The 22196-nt window shown below is 30.9% G+C and carries 24 protein-coding genes; 3 read left to right on the forward strand and 21 right to left on the reverse strand.

The features are described from left to right. The 11 genes from secD to G9F71_RS15375 all read right to left on the reverse strand — a co-directional run bounded on the left by secD (position 1) and on the right by G9F71_RS15375 (position 9781). Positions 1 to 1239 carry a protein translocase subunit SecD gene (gene secD, locus G9F71_RS15325; protein WP_164950245.1) on the reverse strand — a complete coding sequence of 413 codons (1239 nt, stop codon included), beginning with the start codon at positions 1237 to 1239 and terminating at the stop codon, positions 1 to 3. Between the two features lie 79 nt (positions 1240 to 1318). Beyond that, positions 1319 to 2683, reverse strand: coding sequence for a thioether cross-link-forming SCIFF peptide maturase (gene scfB, locus G9F71_RS15330; protein ID WP_164950244.1), 1365 nt, complete (start codon positions 2681 to 2683; stop codon positions 1319 to 1321). Positions 2684 to 2745: 62 nt separating this feature from the next. Then, the gene (gene scfA / locus G9F71_RS15335) at positions 2746 to 2883 is read right to left on the reverse strand and encodes a six-cysteine ranthipeptide SCIFF (protein ID WP_124999239.1); all 138 of its coding nucleotides are present in this window, start codon (positions 2881 to 2883) and stop codon (positions 2746 to 2748) included. A gap of 67 nt (positions 2884 to 2950) precedes the next feature. Then, the gene (locus G9F71_RS15340) at positions 2951 to 3319 is read right to left on the reverse strand and encodes a TIGR04086 family membrane protein (RefSeq protein WP_164950243.1); all 369 of its coding nucleotides are present in this window, start codon (positions 3317 to 3319) and stop codon (positions 2951 to 2953) included. A gap of 97 nt (positions 3320 to 3416) precedes the next feature. Then, positions 3417 to 3710: a preprotein translocase subunit YajC gene (gene yajC / locus G9F71_RS15345; protein WP_164950242.1), complete on the reverse strand. Its 294-nt coding sequence runs from the start codon at positions 3708 to 3710 to the stop codon at positions 3417 to 3419. 129 nt (positions 3711 to 3839) lie between these two features. Then, positions 3840 to 4970 carry a tRNA guanosine(34) transglycosylase Tgt gene (gene tgt, locus G9F71_RS15350; RefSeq protein ID WP_164950241.1) on the reverse strand — a complete coding sequence of 377 codons (1131 nt, stop codon included), beginning with the start codon at positions 4968 to 4970 and terminating at the stop codon, positions 3840 to 3842. A gap of 50 nt (positions 4971 to 5020) precedes the next feature. After that, positions 5021 to 6046 (reverse strand): tRNA preQ1(34) S-adenosylmethionine ribosyltransferase-isomerase QueA, encoded by a 1026-nt coding sequence (queA, locus tag G9F71_RS15355; RefSeq protein ID WP_164950240.1) that lies wholly within the window; start codon positions 6044 to 6046, stop codon positions 5021 to 5023. A gap of 32 nt (positions 6047 to 6078) precedes the next feature. Continuing rightward, positions 6079 to 7137 (reverse strand): Holliday junction branch migration DNA helicase RuvB, encoded by a 1059-nt coding sequence (gene ruvB / locus G9F71_RS15360; RefSeq protein WP_187353487.1) that lies wholly within the window; start codon positions 7135 to 7137, stop codon positions 6079 to 6081. 23 nt (positions 7138 to 7160) lie between these two features. After that, complete coding sequence (gene ruvA, locus G9F71_RS15365) at positions 7161 to 7760, reverse strand: Holliday junction branch migration protein RuvA (protein ID WP_124999227.1); 600 nt, start codon at positions 7758 to 7760, stop codon at positions 7161 to 7163. Positions 7761 to 7965: 205 nt separating this feature from the next. Further along, positions 7966 to 8724 carry a hypothetical protein gene (locus tag G9F71_RS15370; protein WP_164950238.1) on the reverse strand — a complete coding sequence of 253 codons (759 nt, stop codon included), beginning with the start codon at positions 8722 to 8724 and terminating at the stop codon, positions 7966 to 7968. Between the two features lie 61 nt (positions 8725 to 8785). Further along, complete coding sequence (locus tag G9F71_RS15375; protein ID WP_164950237.1) at positions 8786 to 9781, reverse strand: YbgA family protein; 996 nt, start codon at positions 9779 to 9781, stop codon at positions 8786 to 8788. A gap of 300 nt (positions 9782 to 10081) precedes the next feature. Between G9F71_RS15375 and aat the strand changes: the two genes are divergently transcribed. After that, positions 10082 to 10750, forward strand: a complete 669-nt coding sequence (aat, locus tag G9F71_RS15380; RefSeq protein WP_164950236.1) for a leucyl/phenylalanyl-tRNA--protein transferase — start codon at positions 10082 to 10084, stop codon at positions 10748 to 10750. A 103-nt stretch (positions 10751 to 10853) separates the two neighbouring features. Here the strand turns inward: aat and rd are convergent, their stop codons facing one another. The 8 genes from rd to G9F71_RS15420 all read right to left on the reverse strand — a co-directional run bounded on the left by rd (position 10854) and on the right by G9F71_RS15420 (position 17902). After that, positions 10854 to 11012 (reverse strand): rubredoxin, encoded by a 159-nt coding sequence (rd, locus tag G9F71_RS15385; protein WP_124999217.1) that lies wholly within the window; start codon positions 11010 to 11012, stop codon positions 10854 to 10856. A 208-nt stretch (positions 11013 to 11220) separates the two neighbouring features. Beyond that, on the reverse strand, positions 11221 to 12231 hold the full coding sequence (gene splB, locus G9F71_RS15390; protein ID WP_164950235.1) for a spore photoproduct lyase: 1011 nt from the start codon (positions 12229 to 12231) through the stop codon (positions 11221 to 11223). A 175-nt stretch (positions 12232 to 12406) separates the two neighbouring features. Beyond that, the gene (locus tag G9F71_RS15395) at positions 12407 to 12640 is read right to left on the reverse strand and encodes a hypothetical protein (RefSeq protein ID WP_124999212.1); all 234 of its coding nucleotides are present in this window, start codon (positions 12638 to 12640) and stop codon (positions 12407 to 12409) included. 116 nt (positions 12641 to 12756) lie between these two features. After that, positions 12757 to 13248 carry an LURP-one-related/scramblase family protein gene (locus tag G9F71_RS15400; RefSeq protein ID WP_164950234.1) on the reverse strand — a complete coding sequence of 164 codons (492 nt, stop codon included), beginning with the start codon at positions 13246 to 13248 and terminating at the stop codon, positions 12757 to 12759. A gap of 91 nt (positions 13249 to 13339) precedes the next feature. Continuing rightward, a complete protein-coding gene (locus G9F71_RS15405) occupies positions 13340 to 15094 on the reverse strand; it encodes a DUF4153 domain-containing protein (RefSeq protein WP_164950233.1) in 1755 nt (584 codons plus the stop codon). Between the two features lie 23 nt (positions 15095 to 15117). Next, positions 15118 to 15906 carry a RelA/SpoT domain-containing protein gene (locus G9F71_RS15410; RefSeq protein ID WP_164943898.1) on the reverse strand — a complete coding sequence of 263 codons (789 nt, stop codon included), beginning with the start codon at positions 15904 to 15906 and terminating at the stop codon, positions 15118 to 15120. 47 nt (positions 15907 to 15953) lie between these two features. Further along, entirely contained in the window at positions 15954 to 16874 is a 921-nt protein-coding gene (locus G9F71_RS15415) for a putative RNA methyltransferase (protein ID WP_164950232.1), read from the reverse strand. Positions 16875 to 16876: 2 nt separating this feature from the next. Next, a complete protein-coding gene (locus G9F71_RS15420; protein WP_164950231.1) occupies positions 16877 to 17902 on the reverse strand; it encodes an AI-2E family transporter in 1026 nt (341 codons plus the stop codon). 173 nt (positions 17903 to 18075) lie between these two features. Between G9F71_RS15420 and G9F71_RS15425 the strand changes: the two genes are divergently transcribed. Next, positions 18076 to 18336, forward strand: a complete 261-nt coding sequence (locus G9F71_RS15425) for a glutaredoxin family protein (protein WP_164950230.1) — start codon at positions 18076 to 18078, stop codon at positions 18334 to 18336. Between the two features lie 55 nt (positions 18337 to 18391). On the opposite strand, the gene G9F71_RS15430 is transcribed toward G9F71_RS15425, so the two are convergent. Together G9F71_RS15430 and G9F71_RS15435 are read right to left on the reverse strand one after the other, a co-directional pair. Beyond that, positions 18392 to 19114 carry a hypothetical protein gene (locus G9F71_RS15430; protein ID WP_164950229.1) on the reverse strand — a complete coding sequence of 241 codons (723 nt, stop codon included), beginning with the start codon at positions 19112 to 19114 and terminating at the stop codon, positions 18392 to 18394. 449 nt (positions 19115 to 19563) lie between these two features. Continuing rightward, positions 19564 to 20838: a DEAD/DEAH box helicase gene (locus tag G9F71_RS15435; RefSeq protein ID WP_124999191.1), complete on the reverse strand. Its 1275-nt coding sequence runs from the start codon at positions 20836 to 20838 to the stop codon at positions 19564 to 19566. A gap of 406 nt (positions 20839 to 21244) precedes the next feature. Here G9F71_RS15435 and G9F71_RS15440 point away from each other — a divergent pair, with 406 nt between their 5' ends. Continuing rightward, positions 21245 to 22114: an SDR family oxidoreductase gene (locus G9F71_RS15440; RefSeq protein WP_164950228.1), complete on the forward strand. Its 870-nt coding sequence runs from the start codon at positions 21245 to 21247 to the stop codon at positions 22112 to 22114. Positions 22115 to 22196: the final 82 nt, after the last annotated feature.

The following is a 22196-nucleotide window of genomic DNA, read 5'->3' on the forward strand; positions in this document are numbered from 1 at the left end:
TTACCCCCTCTTCACGCCAAAATGAGATGTTTTACTTAATAGTCCCATTTCGACAGCTAATTTTAATAAGAATTTAGTGCTAGTAAGTGCTGTAAATACGCTTATAATTATACCAATCATAAGTGTTAGTGCGAAGCCTTTAACTGCGCCTGATCCAACAGTATAAAGAACTAAAGCAGAAATTATAGTTGTAATGTTTGAATCTAATATTGATGACAAAGCTCTATGAAAACCAGCATCTACAGCAGATTTTATTGATCTTCCAGTTCTAAGTTCTTCTTTTATTCTTTCGAATATTAATACATTAGCATCTACTGCCATACCAACCGTAAGCAGGAATCCTGCTATACCTGCCAGTGTCAAAGTAGCATTAATGGCTGAGAATGCGCCAAGAACCAAAACCACATATAAAATTAGTGATATATCTGAAATTATTCCAGGTGCTCTATAATATAACATCATAAATATCAATATAAATAATATTCCAACAGCTCCAGCCTTCATACTTAATGGTAATGCATCTTTACCTAAAGTAGCTCCAACTGTATTAACTGAAACAGCTTTTAGTGTTACAGGCAGTGCTCCTGATTTAATGATTTGAGATTGTCTTGTAGCTTCTGCCAAATCTTTACTTCCTGAAATTTGAGCCTTACCATCCGTAATAACTGATTCCACTGTAGGATCAGTTAACACCTCATTATCCATAAGAATAGTAATTTTTTGTTTTAAAAACTTCTGCGTAGCTTGTGCAAATTTTTGCTTTCCTGCTTCATTAAGTTCAAGATTTATAATAGGTTTATTTCCTTCACCAAAGCCTGTAGTAGCATCCTTTATATCCTTACCAGTAAGAATTGTAACTTTATCAGGTCCAACGAATTTAAGCTCTCCTGACTTTGCAACAGTATCAAGGACTACTTTAGAATCGAATATTCCTGGTATTTCAATTCTGATTCTATTATTACCTTCTTTGGCAACTAGTGTTTCACTAACTCCCATTTTATTGACTCTCATAGAAATAAGCTCAATTGTCCTATCTAAGGTCTTTGCATCAACCTTCCCACCTTGAACTTCTTCTAAGACAGAAATTCCACCTTGCAAATCTAACCCTTTATTTATTGTTTGGGTAAAAGGTTTAAATCTATAATCGCCTATTGTAAACCCTTTAAAACCTGCAAATGCCAATATTCCAACAACTAAAACACTGGTAAAAAACAGTATCGTGCTTTTTTTCTTTTTCATCTTTTTCCCCCTCTGTTGCTTAATCATAAATACAATTATATTATGATTAACAAAATTAGTCAATATTAGGTAAATTTATTTATTTTTCCATAGTTTTCGCTTTTAATGCTACAGCACATTCTATCCTTTTCTTTTGCATCTTGCATCCGATTTCATAAGGAATGTGCATATCTCCATTAAAATTGAAGTTATTTGCTTGGCATCCGCCACTACAATAAAATTTAGCCCAACAATCAGTACATTTAGGCTTATTGTAAATGTGTGCTTCTTTAAACTCTAGTTCCATTTTTTTATTATGCATTCCATTATATATATCGCCCATTAGAAAATCTTTATTACCAACAAATTGATGACAAGGGTATATATCACCATCCGGAGTAACAGCTATATATTCATGGCCTGCTCCACATCCAGAGATTCTCTTATAAACGCAAGGGCCACCTTTAAGATCTATATTAAAATGATAAAATTTAAACTCATTTCCGTCTTTATGTCTTTGAAGCATATCTTTATATAATTTATCATATTGCTCAAAAATAACCGGTAAATCTTCCTCTCTAAGCGACAGCACATGTTCATTTGGTAGTACTACTGGTTCTATTGATATTTCTTTAAAACCTAAATCTGCCATATGTTTTATATCTTCAAAAAAGTCAGTATTCTCTCTAGTGAAAGTTCCACGAGCGTAATAAGCTTTTGACTTATCTCTCATATCAACCATTTTTTTAATCTTAGGAAGTATTCTATCATATGAACCAGTTCCATCTGCGCGTACTCTAACCTTATCATTAACAGATTTTCTACCATCTATGCTAAGTACTATATTACCCATATTTTCATCCATATATTTCATGATTTCGTCATTGAGCAATGTAGCGTTAGTTGTCATAGTAAATCTTATAGATTTATTATGAAGTTTTTCTTGGACTTTCGCATGTTCCACTATTTCTTTTATTGTATCAAAAGCCATAAGTGGCTCTCCACCAAATAAATCCACCTCAATGTTTCTTCTTGGACCTGATTTCTCTATAACAAAATCTATTGCTTTCATTCCCACTTCTGCGGACATAACGCTTCTAGCACCATGATATTCACCCTCATCAGCAAAACAGTATTTACATCTCAAATTACAATCATGTATTACATTAAGACACAGTGCCTTTATATAAGATTCGGTTTCTCCAATGCCCATAGCGATTTCTCTATACAAGTCTTTTGTGTAGAGCATTTCTTCCTCAATTAAGCTAAGAATTTCACCATAAGCTTCTTCAATATCTGCTACCGTATATTTATTTTTAAAATTTTCTAATAACTCTTCTTTTTCTCTTAGGGAATTATCATCCAAAAGATCATAAACTATTTCATCAACTACATGTAGTGCTCCGGAATTTACATCAATTACATAATACTCGCTGTCTTGTATATATTTATGAATTAGTGACAAGTTATTTTCCTCCTAACAAATTTAAAGCAGTAACTCTAAGTGTTACTGCCACATTAGTAATATTAGTTCTCACAAGCTAAGTTAGCTACTGTACAAGAAGTTTTACATGCTGATTGGCATGAATTAGCACATTCTTTGCATCCTGGTTTTTTCAAACTTTCTTTAATGCTTGTTTTATTTATAGTTTTTATATGTTTCATTTCAATTCCTCCATTCATAAAGTTTCGGTATGATTATATCATAATATCTTGGCTAAATAAAGTATTTCTATAGATTTATTCCAAGCATTCCAGCAAGTGTACCTATACCCAAGGCTAAAGCCATTCTTACTACTTCTCTCATACTAATAGAAGTACTTCCACCACCAACAACTTTAACTAGGTATAAAACTATCATGTAAATAGCTGCCACCATAATACCCATTAGCCAACCTTTTTCTCCTGCTTTTTTTGCAGCATATACTGATCCATAAAGCACACTAACTAATGTTATTACAATATAAAAGACAGATGTTACCTTCATGCTAGCTGTTAAATAGCTTGTTATTATAGAATAAGCTACTAATACAATTAAGGTTAAAATTGAAGCCCTAAATACACCTTCTGCAGCACAAGAAAATTTTATTTTGTTTTCCATGTAAATCCCCCCCTTTTTGTGGATTCCAATAAAAAAAATTTAGTTGAAATCTATAGTATTAATTATGATTTAAAAGGGGGTTTTATTACTTAATTATTTACTTTTTCTCTAGTACTACATCAGAACTGCTTGAATTTCTAACAGAACCTATTCCGGTTCTTGCCAATTTAAACTTAGTTCTATCTGGACCACTTTCCAATATAACAAATTCTTCTTGTAGATTAACTATTTTCCCAATTATACCACCTTTAGTCATTACTTCATCATTTAATTTTAAATCATTTAGAAGTGCGGCATATTTTTTCTTTCTTTTGTTTTCTGGTATAAATACTACTAAATAAAACACTACTAGCATTAATATTATAGGTAATAAAGATACTATTTGATTCATTTATATTCCCCTCCTTTCAATATTTTTTTAAATTATAATAAAATAATTCCCCTATAAAAATTAATAACTAAGAATTAATAACTTTACTTATTATTACTTTGTATAGGGTGATCATATTATAGCAATTAATTATGCGTTCTCATTCCACTTAGCTAGTTTTTCAGCCTTAAATTCTTCAAAACAATCATTATCAATGGCAGATCGTATGTCTTCCATAAGTTTATTATAAAAATACAGATTATGAAGTACACAAAGTCTCATGGCTAACATCTCTTTCGCCTTAAATAAGTGTCTTATGTAGGCTCTTGTATAATGCTTGCAAGCAGGGCACTGACACCCTTCATCAATAGGATCTGCATCTAGCTCAAATTTAGCATTCATTATATTTATTTTACCATCACTTGTAAACACATGTCCATGCCTTCCATTTCTTGCAGGCAAAACACAATCAAAAAAATCTACGCCTCTTGATACAGCTTCTAAAATATTACTTGGATAACCTACTCCCATAAGATATATTGGTTTATCCTGTGGCAAGTATGGAACAACAGCATCAATAATTCTATACATATCTTCATGAGATTCACCCACTGCAAGACCACCAATAGCATAGCCATCCAGGTTCATCTTAGTAATGGTTTTAGCATGTTCTATTCGGATATCCGCGTCGGTTCCCCCTTGATTTATTCCAAATAACATTTGTTTGTTATTGACAGTGCCCGGAAGAGAATTCAGTCTATCCATTTCAATTTTACATCGTTCTAGCCACCTTGTAGTTCTTGCTACTGAATCAACTACATATTCTTTGGTAGATGGGTTGGGTATACATTCATCAAAAGCCATAGCGATGGTAGATCCTAAATTGCTTTGTATTTGCATACTTTCTTCTGGCCCCATAAATATTTTCTTTCCATCAATATGCGAATTAAAGTAAACCCCTTCTTCTTTAATCTTTCTCATGGCTGCAAGAGAAAATACTTGAAATCCACCTGAATCTGTAAGAATAGGTCTATCCCAATTCATGAATTTATGAAGTCCTCCCATTTGCCTTACAACCTTGTCTGTCGGTCTTAAGTGCAAATGATAGGTATTAGATAATTCAACTTGGCAATTAATTTCTTTTAAATCCATGCTAGAAACGGCACCCTTAATAACTCCTTGCGTTCCTACGTTCATAAAAACAGGTGTTTGAATTGTGCCGTGAGGAGTTGTAAATTCTCCACGTCTTACTTTACCACTTTTCTTAAGTAATTTATACATTTTTACCCTTCTTTCCTTACAATAATTAAGAGTTAGTTCTTAATTATTCACTAATATAAAAACATTGCATCTCCAAAGCTGAAGAATCTATATTTTTCTTTTACCGCCATATCATAAGCACCCATAACTAAATTTTGGCCTGCAAAAGCACTAACTAGCATTATTAGTGTAGATTCTGGTAAATGAAAATTAGTTATTAATGCATCAACAATTTTGAATTTATAACCTGGATAAATAAATATGTCTGTCCAACCTGATTTTTCTTCTACTCTGCCATTTTCATTTGCTATACTTTCTAATGTTCTATTAGAAGTAGTTCCTACAGCAATTATTCTGCCACCATTTTCTTTTGTTTCATTAATTACATCAGCTGTCTGTTTATTTAAAACATAGTATTCTGAATGCATTTCATGTTCTTCAACCGTTTCAGCTTTTACAGGTCTAAAAGTACCTAGCCCTATATGCAATGTTACAAAGGCAATTTTTACACCCTTAGCTTTAATTTGAGACAGCAAATCCTCTGTAAAATGGAGCCCTGCAGTAGGAGCTGCTGCTGACCCTATTTGTTTTGAAAACACAGTCTGGTATCGTTCTTTATCTTCTAATTTTTCAGTTATATATGGTGGTAGGGGCATCTCTCCAAGTTTATCTAAAACCTCTTCAAAGATTCCTTCAAATTCAAATTCTACTATTCTACTACCACCCTCAGAAATACTTATAACCTCTGCCTTTAATTCTCCATTACCAAAGATAAATCTAGTTCCAATTTTTGCTTTTTTCCCAGGTTTTACCAAGGTCTCCCAGTGATTAATATCTATTCTCTTTAGAAGAAGAAATTCCATTTTACCGCCTGTTCCTTCTTTTACACCAAGAAGTCTTGCTGGTAAAACCCTAGTATCATTTAGCACTAAACAATCCCCTGAGTTTAAATAATCTATTATGTCTTTGAATTTTTTTTGCTGTATTTCGCTACTAGTTTTATTAATTACCATAAGTCTTGACTCATCTCTTTTTTGGAGTGGATGCTGCGCTATAAGTTCCTGTGGTAAGTCAAAATTAAAATCCTTTACTTTCAAAAAAACTACACCCTTTCTTTATGCAAAATAATTTAAATTTCGTTGTCTTTATCATCAAATACTGTAAATTGTCTAAGGTTTTTATGAACCTTGGACCTTTTCAAAGGTTTATTTAAATGTTCATAGGCCTTTTCAGAGGCTATCCTTCCCCTTGGCGTTCTTATTATAAATCCCTTTTGAATTAAATAAGGTTCATAGACATCCTCCAGAGTCCCTATTTCTTCACCTATAAAATAAGATAGTGTCTCTATGCCTACTGGTCCACCATTAAAATTATCTATAATAGCTGCTAGCATTTTGTTATCTATTCTATCAAAGCCTTCACCATCTATTTCAAGAAGTTCTGATGCTAACCTAGCTATTTTCAAATCAATAATTCCATTGCCCTTAACGTCACAATAGTCACGAACCCTCTTAAGCAAACGATTAGCAATCCTAGGAGTACCCCTTGAACGTCTTGCAATTTCAACAGCCGCCTCATCAGTGATTTCTACCTTTAAAATATCTGAAGACCTAATTACTATTTCTTTTAACTCATCTTGCGTATAATATTCCATAGCACTTAGTACCCCAAATCTATCACGAAGAGGTGCTGTTAGTAGTCCTATTCTAGTGGTTGCACCAATGAGTGTAAACTTTGGTAAATCGAGTCTTATAGATTTAGCTGAAGCTCCCTTTCCAATTACAATATCTAGTGCATAATCCTCCATAGCAGGATATAATATTTCTTCTATATTTCTACTGAGCCTATGTATCTCGTCAATAAAAAGCACATCATAATCACTAAGTGAAGTTAAAATAGATGCCAAATCTCCTGCTCTTTCAATAGCGGGACCTGAGGTTATTTTTAAGTTTCCCTTCATTTCCTTTGCAATAATATTGGCAAGGGTTGTCTTTCCAAGTCCAGGTGGTCCATATAAAAGCACATGATCAAGAGCTTCTTCTCTGCTAATAGCTGCTTTAATGAATATATTTAGCTTTTCTTTTATCTTTGGTTGACCAATATACTCTCTAAGCCTTTGTGGTCTTAGGGAATATTCTGCCCCCATATCTTCTTCAATGATAGAAGAAGTAATAATTCTTTCCTCTATATCATCCATAGTATACTCCCACCTTAGTTCATTAAATATTTCAAACAATCTTTAATCATATTTTCAAGGGTTAGTTTCTTATCGCTAGCTTTTAATGCCTTTTCAGCTTCTTTTTCAGAATATCCAAGTGACATAAGGGCTCCTAAAACCTCCATAAGTTTTCTATCCTCAACTAAATCACTCCCTAATCCCTGTGATAAATTGTTAACTTCAGACTGCTCAATATGAATTTTTTCCCTAAGCTCTAGAATTACCCTTTGCGCAATTTTCTTCCCTATGCCAGGGGCTCTTTGCAGAGTTTTTTCGTCTCCTGATACAATAGCATATCTTAGACTTTGTACATTACAAATAGAAAGTAGTGATAAGCCAGCTTTTGCGCCAACTCCATTGACCCCAATTACTAGGGTAAACATCTCAATCTCATCGACTGTTAAAAATCCGTATAATCCAATAAAATCTTCTCTAACAATTTGCTTTATATATAATAACACACTTTCATTAGTTTTAGGCATCTTTGCCATAGTACTGCCGGAGGTATATATTTTGTACCCCATACCATTATTATCTATTACAATATAGTCTTTATTAATACCTACAAAAATTCCTTTTATATATTCGTACACAATATTCCTCCTAGCGTTCTCAAGGGATATAAAAATTGACATTTACTATTTCCACCAGAAAATAGCGACTATATAATACTTTACCACCTAACCGCTATTAATTCAATAATTAACAATAGAAATGTTATAAATAAGTAAAAAAACCTTAAGAAATATATTTTTCTTAAGGCTCTAGTGCTTGTTTTTTTATTTTACAATGAGGGTATTAAGATTTTAATAAACCCCTAGCATAATCAAAAGCTTTTTCAGGAGTTTTGAATTCTCCACTTTCGTATTCCTGATCAACTTCTATAGATTGGGGACCAGCAATGTCTTTACTATATTTTCTACCATAAATTAAATCTTCTACCAATCCGTCTTTTTCTTTTAAGTCATTTATTTTTATATATTGTAATTCTCCGCTGTCTTTTGCTTCAAAATCATATTGCCTCTGGTTACCATCTTCTGCATATACATTAGAATTAAATATTTTATGAGCCGTTATATCGCCTTTATTATCTGTTTTGTAAATTGTTACAAGGTTATCATATACACCTAAAAAATATCTATTTGCACTATAACTGTACCTATCACTTTTACTAACAAAAACGATTTCACTGTTACTCATATTAGAAACTGTGTAACCTTGGTTTTTAAAAATTTCATCAAGCTGTGCCTGTGTTTTACTATTTAATAGAGTTGATCCATTAAAATGTTTTTCTAATACCATATTTCTTACTTCACAGTCTTTATATTTAATTTTAAAAACAAATTTCGTATTTTCTAAGGCCTTAGGCAAATTAGTAGTCACTGATGCTTGCATTGAATCCTCACCTTTGGCAGTAAGTTTTAAATATGGAATTTTACTAGAAGATTGTAGCTCTAATTTATGGTTAGTAATATATTGAGCAAGTGAGTAGCTGGCAATAACAAAAGTAACTAACAGGGTAGTTAACATTGCGTATAAAATTTTTCTGTTTTTCATATTACCCCTCCTTATTTGGAATTATGTCCATACAAAGAGGTATTTATTCAAATAATATATTTTATTTATCTAAACCCTTGCCAGAATCAGTAACATTATCTAATTCTAGGGGATAAGGCTCAAAAAAACTTTGATTAATAAGGTTTTTTTCTTCAAAACGTATAGCATTTGATTTTATAACATAAAGTGGCACACTAAAAGGTACTTTACTTTGTCTATATTGTTCTATTGTATCTAAAATGAATTCTTTTTCTCTATGGGTTAGCTTTTCCGAAAAATATCCCATAGACTTTGTTAGTACATTTATATTAGAAGTATATCTTGGTAACTTGTTTAAAGCCAGCATAAGATTTTCTTCGTATTGCGCGTAGACCTGCTGAGCATTTAATTCGCCATGCCTTCCTACAATACTTCCTAATATTTTCAATTGTTTTTGATTGTATGACATAAGAAGAAGTTTGTTAGTGCTGTGAAACTCCACTAAATCTTCTACTCGCATACTTTCTTTTATCACTCTAAAATTTTTCATAATATATAATTTTGTTAAAAAATGTTGCCTTATATTGTAATTTTTAACCCGACCATCATCCTCAATGGCCAAACCTTCAAATTTTTCCATTACAAGTCCTCCAAATAATCCACTGCCCTTAACGGATGTAGCACCTTTTTCTATACTTTTGTAAATTTTCACTTCTTTAATTCCACAAGAAGGAGATTTACTCTTTAGTATAAATCCATCCACTTTTGGTAACTCTTTAAGGAACTTCTCTCCAAATTCCATCATTTCAGTACTAAATTCTCTTTCACCGCCATGTTGCATAAGTTTTACAGGTGCATCCTCATTTTCTTTAACTACTCTTATAGCTTCTCTTGGTATTTCGAGTCCTATTTGCACCTCTGGGCATACAGTTATAAAATCAACAAAATTCTTTAGCTTTTCCACTAAATTACAACCATCCAGCTGGCCATTATATCTGCAAGCTTCAAATCCTAAGCATCTACTCACTACAACTACCGGTTTCACATTATTTATTCTCTCTTTATAAGATAGTTTCATATGTAAACATCCTTTCAAAATTAAAATTTATAATAAAAGATCTATTTAATGATTCTATTTTAACTTATTCAATATTACTTTTAATTCTCCTCTTTTTATTATGCACCAGGCTGTATTATTTAACGACATTTCAGAAGGAAAATCCCCACTTCTATAAAAAATTAACCACAAAATAAAACTGCCCTTGCAATATTTCTTCAAAAAATATAAACTCACCTTCCTTTAATGGAATTTATGCTGTAAAATTTAATATTATTATGATTGTTAATTGATTTTCAAATGCAATGAAAGGAGCATATAATGCCAATTTACAGATTATCAAATGATTTAGCATTCCCTGACCCATCTTTTGCAGAGGAGGATGGACTTTTGGCTCTAGAAGGAGATCTATCCCCAGAAAGATTACTCCTTGCCTATTCTAATGGAATATTTCCATGGTTTTCAGAGGAGGAGCCCATACTTTGGTGGTCACCAGATCCAAGATTTATTCTTTATCCAAAAGATATTAGAATTTCTCATTCTATGAAAAAAACACTTAAAAATAACACCTATAGAGTTTCCTTTGATACTTGTTTTAGAGATGTTATATCCAGCTGTTCTAATATGAGAAAAGAAACAGGTACATGGATTACAAATGAAATGATAGAGGCTTACTGCAAGCTACATGAACTTGGCTTCGCACATTCTGTAGAAGCCTTTTATGATGATAAATTAGTTGGCGGATTATATGGTGTGTGTATTGGAAAATGTTTTTTTGGTGAATCTATGTTTTCAACTATGGATAATGCCTCTAAGGCTGCCTTTATTACGCTTAGCAAGGTATTAGAAGCAAAGGGGTTTATTGTGATTGACTGCCAAGTTCATACAAATCATTTGGAAAGCTTAGGCGCAGTTTATATTTCTAGAGAGGATTTTTTACAAGTGGTACAAAGAGGAATTTCAATAGAACCTTTGAAATTGCACTTTTAGTTACATATATTCTTCAATTATTAGTAAGATAATAGATATATCTATAATAGAAAAAATAAATTAGCATAAAGATATATATCTTTATGCTAATTTATTTTTTCTATTATACTTTTTCAAACTCTGATTTACTAACTCCACATAGTGGACAAACCCAATCTTCAGGAATATCTTCAAACTTAGTTCCTGGTTTAATTCCACCTTCATCATCACCTACTGCTGGGTCATAAATGTAACCGCATACTGTACAAACATATTTATCCATAAATATTCCTCCTTTTTATTTCTATAGAGTAAATAACAATTATTAGTTATTATCCCCCCCCGAAATTTTTTATTACCATATTATTTTTCAATTCCAATTGTAGAAATACCTTTAATGATTTTCACGAATTTTCTAATAATTTAGCTTATTCACATATTATCATATTTGCTAGGGATTAACAATATTTATTTTTTCTTGATAGTAAGTATTAGGTAAAATATTCAATTATTGCCCTGTCAAAATTACTATTTATCAGTTTTGATATATAATTATTCATATCCTCACTATCTAGTTTCTTATATACATACTTAAATTTTCCATAAGGCCCCCATTTTAATTGCCTATTTTCTTCATTTAGGTTAAGCGCAGTATTCTTAAATCTTTGAACTATCAGTTCCTTTGCTGCTTTAGTAAATCTATGTTGAATAAGTTCAAAACTTATTTCGCCCTTATAACCCTGTAATGCTATTTTCAATGTGTCAAATAATTCCTTATACTCTTCTTTCCAATTATCATATATCATAATTGGGGCTATTATGAATCCTATAGGATATCCGGCACGAGCAATTTTTTTAACTGCTTTTATTCTCTCATAAAAACTGGAAGTATTATGTTCGAAGTTATTTATTACATAACGGGAATTTAATGTGAATCTAAACTTTGTGTGCTTGTTATGTTTTAGCTTTAAAAATGGATCAACATCATCAAATTTAGTAACCAATCTCAATCTGCCATTGGAACTCTCTCCAAAATATTCTATGCATCTTTTTAAGTTTCCACTTAAGTGTTCAAGGGCAATGGGATCTGTTATACTTGCACATTCAAAGGAAGTAATGTTGGGCATGTTCTTATTTATATAGCTTTGAATAACTTCCAAAATTTCATCCATATTTAAAAAAATTTTCATAAAAGGTTTTTCACCTTGAGTTGTCTGAAGATAACAATATTCACAATTGGCAGGGCAGGAACTTGATAATGAAAATTGATAGTCTGCTGATGGTCTGCAACTTACCAATTTCTTTTGGCCATTTGTTGTAAAAAGAACAGTCTTTTTAGCCATAGCATAATTTTCCTCAGGAGTTTCACAATCGATTACTACTTTTTTAGAATTAACTATGGGAATATTCAAGCTTTCTAAATATTCTATAGCTTTTTCCCCAGCAGGGTATTTTAGAATTTTAGGGTCTATATATGCAATATCTGGTATAAACAACTTCATTATTTTCACCTCATAGGTATTATTTTATTAAAGAAAGTTATTTATACATTTTATCATTTAGATATTATAGCGGATGGCTTTCTATTTAGCATTATAACCAAAATATAGGGAGAATGATACAATGAAAATATATCATCCTCCCTATATTAAATTGTTATTATTAAATAAATAATTTTTACCTAATATTGTATTTGTTGATTACCTTATTTCTTAATTTTATGCCAAGTGTTTCATTTACAAATCTATCAATTATGTCTTCCTTAGTAGCTTTACCTTCTACAAATATGTTATATCTCTTGCAAAGCTTACTTAAGTCGCCCTTACTTATCTCACAAGTTTTAACAAAGCTTTTTGCAGCTTTAACACTAGCCATAATCATTATACGTTTATATATCTCATCATTAGTCATATATGCACCTCTAATCTCTTATTTCTAATACATTATAACATCTTAAAGAGTATGAATAAATCATTTCTACTCAAATTAATAAAATTTTATTAGAAAATCCAGTATTTTAATAGTAATTATCCATTATTTTTGCTTTTGTTATCATGTAATACTTGATCTACTACAATTACCATTGCTAATATAAATGCATAATTTTCCTGTTCATTTATATTAATCTCATAAGTATCTCCCCAAGATAACCATTTTTTGTTTACTTGTGCAACCGTGCTACTATTCTTTGTAATGGAAAAATCATGAGCAAGAAAATCCCCTTCAATTTCATAGTTCCCCATGTTGCTATCTATATCAAACCTATTGCTAAAGAAAGTAAATTCTTTTTTCACTCTTGCAGCATAGTTTCCGTTTAAGTATATATTGTATTCAGGAAGTAATTTAAATAACTTTTGCTCAATATAAACAATCTCGTTGTTATTCACATCATAAATTTTCAGCTTATTTCCTATAGAAAAAAACTTTCCTTCTACATTGAACACATCATTACCTGAAGCATCCTGAATGCTAAATTTGTCACCTATTGAAAATATTTTTTCTCGAATATAAAACTTCATACAAAAACCCCCTTTAAAATTCCTGCTTATATATCCTATTAATAATTTATAATATTATTCAATTACTCAGGATAATCCCACACCCAATTGTTTATTTTAATTTCACAAGAACATAAAATTCAAAATTCTTTGATTCTATTTTACCACTTGAAGTATTCTTCTTTCCTGATAGATTAGAGAATTGAATCTTAATTTTCACTTTGCTATTTTCATCTTCAAAGAGCATTTCCTCTTGAGTTGTAGCTTGATTTTTCGGGTTAATTCCATATTTATCCATAAGCTTAGTTGCAAAATCCATTAAATCTTTTGCATAAATATCTTTTCCATCTTGAGCCATCTTTAAAACGCTTGATTCATAATCAAAATATATGCTAAAGTCTGAGCTACTTGCGCTCTGTTGCCTAGAATTTCTTGAATCAAACAAATAGTCATATCCTTTTATATCAATTGGTTTTAGTGCACCTAAGGAATTAAAATAAAAATATCCATTGTTACCTGTATTATATTCATCAGTGTATTTTACGCCCATTATCCTTTCCATATCAGATATTTTAAAGTCTAGTGGCAATCCCTTAATATCTTTTAGACTGTGATTTCTATCAAAGTAATTAAGAATACTAGATATTTGTCTTGAATCCTCAGAAGAAACCACAGCACTTGCTTTAATTACATTGCTATCTTTAATCATATTGTTTGCAATGAATATCTTAGCTAACCTCTTATTTTGACTGTATTTTGAAACTGAGTAGCTACTAAAAGGCCCAAATACAGATATAAATGTTATTACTGCAAGTGATAGTGGAAGCATTATATTTCTTAGTTTTTTTGTAGTTGCAAAGTAAATCATAACTAAAAATGCCCATATACCAAGCGCTACAACAAAGTATCTATTTTCAGTTACTCCATATGCATTAATTCTTATTCCTATAGAGATGAACATCATGACTATTAATGGAAAGATTGCCTTTGGAAAATACTTCATATATCTTTTGGGCCAGGTCTTTTCATGAAGTAAGGGTGATATAAAAAATAGCACCGCTGAACTTATCACAGAATACCAAAGCACCAAATGAGATACAAGACCCTCTGGCCATTGCCTTGTAATAATTATTTTCCCGAAATAGATATATAGTATTATTGTATATATTGAAATAAGTGGCATTATGATGTATAGCACAAGTACATTTAAAAGCCGCGAATAATCCTTTAAAGATAATATTTCATTTTTTGTAGGAAGACCTGCAAGAAAAAATGCTGGCGCGAATATACCAACGACAATAAGAAAAGCGTAATAGTAAAGCTCACCTTTAATATTAATTCCTAGAAGTCTATCAATTGTAAAAAGAATGGCCGCAAGTCCAAGATATAAAACTAGGGAGTATAAAACTGTAGTGAAAAATCTAGTAAAAACTCTTACAGCAAAAATCTCAAAGTTTTCTCGATTTGGTAAATATGATATGAAAAGAAAAATTAAATATAGAATAAGGCTAAAGGCAATATATCTTGACATTGAAACCATGTCAAGCATCCCTATATCCTTTAGGAAGAAGTAATAATAGAAGATTAGTAAAACAGCACCTCCTAAATAAGAAGCGTACAGCGATACCTTCTTGTAGGTTTCTAAGCCTTCAAAAAAAAGGTTAATACATAATGAAAGCGGAATTCCAAGAGCAACAATCATAGTTATCCTACGGAGGGTTTCTATAAAATCACCACTTGTTCCTGCTATTACTTCTGATATATAAATGAGAAGTATAACACACGCCGTTGATATACCAACAGTTTGTGGGAACCTATTAATACTGCTCACAATGCCTTTCAATATTGCATTAAATATTTTTTTCATTACATTCCTCCTTCATTATTTTATTATTCTCCTTTGAGTTCATTTATTTCTTTATCCTTTAGCGCTATTATCTTTTCGTATTTTGCTTCCATTTCAGTCCAATTTTTATTTAGTAGATTTATTAGAGAAGCCATTTCATCGGAACTACCTGCTATACGATTAAATAATAGTAGATTAAGTGCTAGCACTTCTGGAATTTCCTTATGTGAATATCTTAACTGATGGTCGATTTCACCATAGCCTTCTTCAAATATTGTTCTCACCTGAATCTCTGCTATAACCTTTTGGCTGGTTGGAAAAAATTCTATCAAATAGTGAACAGAACGGTAGCCTGATTTTCTAGAATGAATTTGAATATTTAATTCATCAAACCTTTTAGTATCATCACCTTCACGAACATTGGCAGTTATTTCAATTACTTTCCAAGTACTATAAATAAAATTGTGTATATCTTCCCAATCTTCTTTAAAAATATGTATTGCCCTAACCCCTATTAAATCATTTATTTCTTCTTTATAGTTTTCCATGGAAAATTGAAATTCTGCACCATATTTTTCTTTTCGCCCTGGTGTCTTTCTAATTATCTTCTCTATTAACCTATCCGATTCTTTAACTCTAGACTTTACTGAATGTATTTTTTTATGTGTTCTTAGAGTATCTGCAATAAATCCAGCCTGACTCTCATAACTACTCCTATAGCTATCAAAGTCAGTGTATATTTCATTTAATACCGCCCAATCTATTTCATTTTTAATAATATCATTTTCTGTAATATGAGTTTTCTTTAAGAAGTCTTCTTTTTTAAGATTCATGATTTCCCCCTAATTAATATAATATGCTTTATGATTTTAGTATATTATTAACACTTTTCATATACATTAATATTAAAATGGAGCAAGGTTGAAAGTTTAGAAGTGCCACTGGCTTTTTCTCTCATACAATTATCAAAAGTCCAATAATAAGGAGTCATTGCAATAAGATTTTTTACATGCTCCCCATCGTCTATATGAATATCGTATTTAACTTCTGCTCTGTGGATTAACTTAAATCCCTCAAAGGATATTTCTTTTTCTTCATGTTCTCTAGGATTTACATATAATATTTCTTTTAACCCATATAAATGTTGAATCCCAGGTGTTACAACAATTAACTTGCCGTTATCCACTAGAACCCTCTTAAGCTCAGTCTCATCAGAAGGTGCAAAGTTTCTGATGATAATATCTATGGTGTTTGTCATTATAGGTAAGTTAAAATTACTTCCAACTATAAAGTTTATTTTTTTATCTCTTTTAGTTGCATAAGTAACTGCTGCTTTCGAAATATCTACACCAAAAAAATTAATCATACTATTTTGGGTAATCTTAGGTTCACTGCTATATATAGCTTCCTTTAATCTCCATAAAAAATACCCTTCTCCACAACCAGCATCAAGTATATTTACAGTATTTCCACTTATATTTGATATTATTACCTCGCTTAATTTTTCAGAAAAAGTGTGATAATAACCTTTATTTAAAAAGTCTCTCCGACCTTCCATCATTTCTTTACTGTCTCCAGGCTCTTTTGTGTTCTTTTGATTAGCAAGTAAAAGATTAATATATCCTTTGCTTGCTATATCATAACTATGATTATTTGTACATATGTATTGTTTTTCATGTTTTTTTAGACATAAATTGCAAACAGGACATTTTAATATAGATTCCATATTTTCTGTTGTCACAAAATCACTGCCTTCCTTAAATCTGCTAAAGTCGTTTATATGTTTTCTATTTTTATTCAATTTTAGTGTGATTTTTTCTCGCTTAAATCTACGCCAATTATATCTAATAAAAATATGAATATTGGTATTCCAAGAAGTAGACCCCAAATGCCCATAAAATGTTCTGACACTATTAATGTAACAAAAGTAAAAAATATTGGGAGATGTGTGGTATCAGACATAAGCTTTGGGTTTAAAACATAACTTTCAATAGCATGAATTATAAAAATCATAATAAGCACAAAAACTACTTTAATTAGCCCACCTATCTTAAAAGCAATTAAACATAGTGGGATTAATGAAATAAATACTCCAGCTACTGGTACAAGACTTAAAATAAATATCATAAAGGCAAGAGCTAATAATTGAGGAAATCCCATTATAGTAAGTCCAATAATTGATAATACTGTGTTTGTAATAGCTATCATTATTTGAGCCTGTATTACTTTACCAAAAGAATTTAAAAAATTATTACCAAAATAGCTAAGGTAGTTATATTCCACTGATATTTTACTCTCTTTAAACTTATATACAAATTTTAAGATACTACCTTTCTCTAATATAAATATGAAGCTTATTAAAAGTGCCATAAAAAAATTCAAGCTCCATTTTCCAAAATCAGTTACAAAAAACATAATACTTTGGATACCAGATTTTGCATAACTAGCTATGTCAATTTGCTCTAATATTGGCGTTAAATAAACCATTACCCCACTAGTAGTTTTAGGAAATTTAATATACTCCAACTTATCCAAAATAAGTATACTTTCGGAAATAGCAATTGGTATATACTTAACTAGTAGAAGAACTATAGTTGCAGCCATAAACATATAAATAATTATGGTAATAAGAGCTGGATTTACTTTTATAACTTTATTGATTTGCTTAACCAATAAACACTGTAAACTATTAGCTAAATAAGTAATCATAAAAGTTAATAAAACCAAATTAAAAATAGATCTTATTAAATATGCAAATAATACTAATGATAGTAATAATATTATTTTTATTACTGTTTCTCTCTGAAATAACTGTTTAACTGTTTGCATTCAAGGTTCTCCTTCATTTCTTTTATTTATTTTTAACTATTTCATTATAGCAAATCATTTAACTGATTTCTATAAATAATTATTATAATAGGTGAAGAATGCGAAAAATAGTGTATAATATTTATATATAAAATAATATATATATTATTTAAAAAGTTTGGTGGTGATATTAAATGAAACCTGTAATTATGTTTGTAACTGAATGGTGTCCATATTGCAAAAAAGCACTTGCTTGGATGGATGATATAAAAAAACTAAATCCAGAATATGCTGACATTGAAATTAAAATAATTGATGAAGAACTTCAACCTGATATAGCAAAACAATACACCTATTATTATGTGCCTACCTACTATGTAGACGGAGTTAAAATTCACGAGGGAGCTACCTCTAAAAATATTGTTAATAAAGTGTTCCAAATGGCATTAAAATAGAAAAGTTTATATTGGCATCTAAAAAAATAGACTAGCATTTAAACTAGTTATTTTTTTAAAGATGTCTTGATTTTTTGTAATGATTAGCTTCTATTATAAATTTTTTTTCAATTTCTTTATACTCCCCTAAACTCTGAATCCTTATAAGAAAAAAATCAATGCCTTTTTCCATATTTATAATGCACTTTCTCATTCTTGCTAAGGACACTTTATCTGCAATTATTTTTCTCTTATATTTACTTATACTATTGTTATCATATTGTTTTTCTTGTCTAATTTTTTCCTTTATTTTATTACATTGCATGATTTTAGTTTTTATACTCATCTCATTAGAATATCTCAAAAATACCCTTCTATAGCTACTAAAAAGTATTTTCTTAATAGATTTAAACTTTTCTCTTTTAAGAAAAATTCTAAGGGCTTCATTATATTTTTTACTTTGTCTTCGCTCTTGTATTATTTTATTTTCTAACTTATTCATATTGACCTTAATTACCTTAATCTCCTGTTTGTGCTGTATAATCTTATCTTTCAGCTCTATTTGTCTTTTCTCAAAGCCTTTTATCTTTGATTTATTTATATCTATATTTCTAATAAACTCTTTTTCATATACATTTAAATCTTCATCTGAAAACACTCTTATCTTTAAAAGATTGCATAGGTCCATTTTAGCTTTAGTTAAATCTTCAACTTGGCTTTTCATTTTTTCTAAAATATCACTACTTAATTTAAATTCCATTACAATAGAGTTATAAATCTCATTATCTTCTACCATCATTGTAACTACCTCTTTTCACTCTTTAATTCAATAATTGCACAAATGTATTTTACCATATTTGTACAATTCCTGCAAAGCCCAATAATCTTCTAATACTACCTATATAAATGGAAGTGTGCTATTTATATAGTAGCTTATTAAGCTAAACAATTCCTTATTATAACTGGTGAAATAAAAAATGTAGAACTTGCTACTAAAAGATATTTTATTTCTACGTATATCTTTTTAAGTCTGGGTTATACTATTAATGTAATCAACTAGCCAACATTAAACTTATAAAGGGAGATGTTAGTTATGTTAATCAATAGATTTATGGTTTTAAGCGTAGGCAGTATTGCTAAGGCTAAGAACGGAGATTACTAAGTAAGTCCATATGAAATTTAAAATATGGATTAGTAAAGCCAATGATTATTTAACATAATCATTGGCTTTATGCATTTTATCTTATTTTATCTTGCTGCTCTAGCATTTCTAGGTTGCTGTCTTCCGGATTGATTTCTTTCATTCCGTCTTGCATAACCATTTGCTCCTGACTTTCCTGTAGAAACTTTCTTTGTGTTATCCTTAGTAACTACTATTGGTAAATTACTTGCAGGATAAGGATGATCCTCTATTACTGGTATTGATTTTGCAATAACCTTCTGAATATCCTTTAGGAAATCTTTTTCTTCTGCGTCACAAAATGAAATTGCTACTCCACCAAGTCCTGCCCTGCCAGTTCTTCCTATTCTATGTACATAGGTTTCTGGTATATTGGGTAAATCAAAATTGATCACATGAGATAATTCATCAACATCTATACCTCTTGCTGCTATATCTGTTGCTACTAATACCCTTGTAATACCAGCCTTAAAATTATTCAAGGCAAGTTGCCTTGCACTTTGTGATTTATTCCCGTGAATAGCTTGAGCCTCTATTCCAGAATTATTGAGATCTTTAGTTATTTTGTTTGCTCCGTGCTTTGTTCTTGAGAATACCAAAGCAGAAACTATGGACTTATCTTGCAACAAATGAATTAGTAGAGGTTTTTTATCTTTTTTATCCACAAAATATACTGATTGTTCAATAATTTCAATAGTAGAAGAAACAGGTGTCACTGCTACCTTTACTGGATTCACAAGAATAGAATCAACTAGCTTTGAAATTTCTGGTGGCATAGTTGCTGAAAATAGCATGGTTTGTCTGATTTTAGGTAGTTGCGCTATAACTTTTTTTACATCGCGCAAGAATCCCATATCAAGCATACGATCTGCCTCATCAAGTACAAACATTTCCACATGATGTATGCTAATAAATTTCTGTTGCATTAAGTCAAGTAGTCTACCAGTAGTTGCAATTAAAATATCTACTCCGCCTTTTAATGCATCAGTTTGTTTTTTTTGTGATACACCTCCAAAAATAACTGCACTAGTAAGATTCATATGTTTGCCGTAGGCATCAAAGCTTTCTCCAATTTGAATTGCCAGTTCTCTAGTTGGTGCCAGGATTAGGGCCTTTATATTTTTAGGTCCCTTTATAACTTTTTGCTTTCCACAAAGAATTTGAAGTATAGGAATAGCAAAGGCTGCTGTCTTTCCAGTGCCTGTTTGAGCACAGCCTAAAAAGTCTTTTCCACTCAATATACTAGGAATTGCAGCTTCTTGTATAGGTGTAGCTTCTACGTAACCTTCAGTTTCTAGTGCTTTTTTAATTGGCGTAATGAGATTTAAGTTTTCGAATAACATTATTTTCTCCTTTGGAAGTGGTCGTCTTGAACTTTAAATGTCGCAAATCACTGATATCCTGTTATGAATCTTCTTGAAAATTGGAAACAACAACTTTCGTGCATGATTATATTGCATCTAAGAAACCACCCTTTATTAGTGATATGAGTATATTTAGGCTGATTAATCTTCATTTTAACTCTGACTTTATAGGTCTTTATGTATAAATAAATTTGTTTCATTTATATCAACTTAATTTTATTATTTTTTTAATTTAAATTTTCGTTGTACTCATATTTTTTAATTATAACATATTTCAACCCTTCTTGCTATTCTTCTACTAGATTGTAGATGAAATGAATATAAATATCGATTTACCATAAACTATAGCTACAAAATATATTCTATAAAAAAAGGAGACATTTTTATGAATGAAAACTTTAATTTCCCTACCAACGTACCTGAGCAAAAACAAGATAAACAGCCGGGACTCGAGTCACTTATGAATCCAAGACCTATTTTCGAAAATCCAAATTGTGTAGGTTCTGGCAAATTAGTAAATAAAGTTGCCTTAATTACAGGAGGTGATAGTGGTATTGGAAAAGCAGTTGCGTTGTCTTATGCCAGAGAAGGCGCAGATATAGCCATAGTATATCTTGATGAGCATGAAGATGCGCTAGAGACAAAAAAACTTATTGAAACAAAAGGTAGGAAATGTATTTTGATACCTGGAGATATAGGGGAATATAATTTTTGTAATGAGGCTGTAACCAAAACAATAAATGAGCTTGGCAAAATAGACATTCTTGTGAACAATGCTGCGGAGCAACATCCTCAAAATAGTATTGAAGATATTACAGTGGAGCAACTAGAAAAAACCTTTAAAACCAATATTTTCGCCATGTTTTATATGGTAAAAGCTACATTACCCCATTTAAAAGAAGGTGCTACAATTATAAATACTTCTTCAGTTACCGCCTATGAAGGACATAAAACACTAATTGATTACTCCTCAACTAAGGGAGCAATAGTTACCTTTACTCGTTCCTTAGCTCTTTCTCTTACAAGTAGAAAAATACGAGTTAATGCAGTGGCCCCAGGTCCTATATGGACACCTCTTATACCCGCATCATTTAGCGCCATTGAGGTTGGTAAATTTGGAAGCAAAACTCCCATGGGAAGACCAGGTCAACCAGTGGAACTTGCTGAAACTTATGTATTTTTAGCTTCTGACGGCGCTTCCTATATAAGTGGCGAAACTATCCATGTCAATGGTGGTGTGGTTATAAATGGCTAGTGGCATCTTTATCCACACATATAATAAGAATTCATAGGCAATTATATATAGCAAAAGTATTTTTGAAAAGGAGATACTATTG

Origin of the sequence: Clostridium sp. FP2, from assembly GCF_011065955.2 — a bacterium.
Lineage (GTDB): Bacteria > Bacillota > Clostridia > Clostridiales > Clostridiaceae > Clostridium_AD > Clostridium_AD tagluense.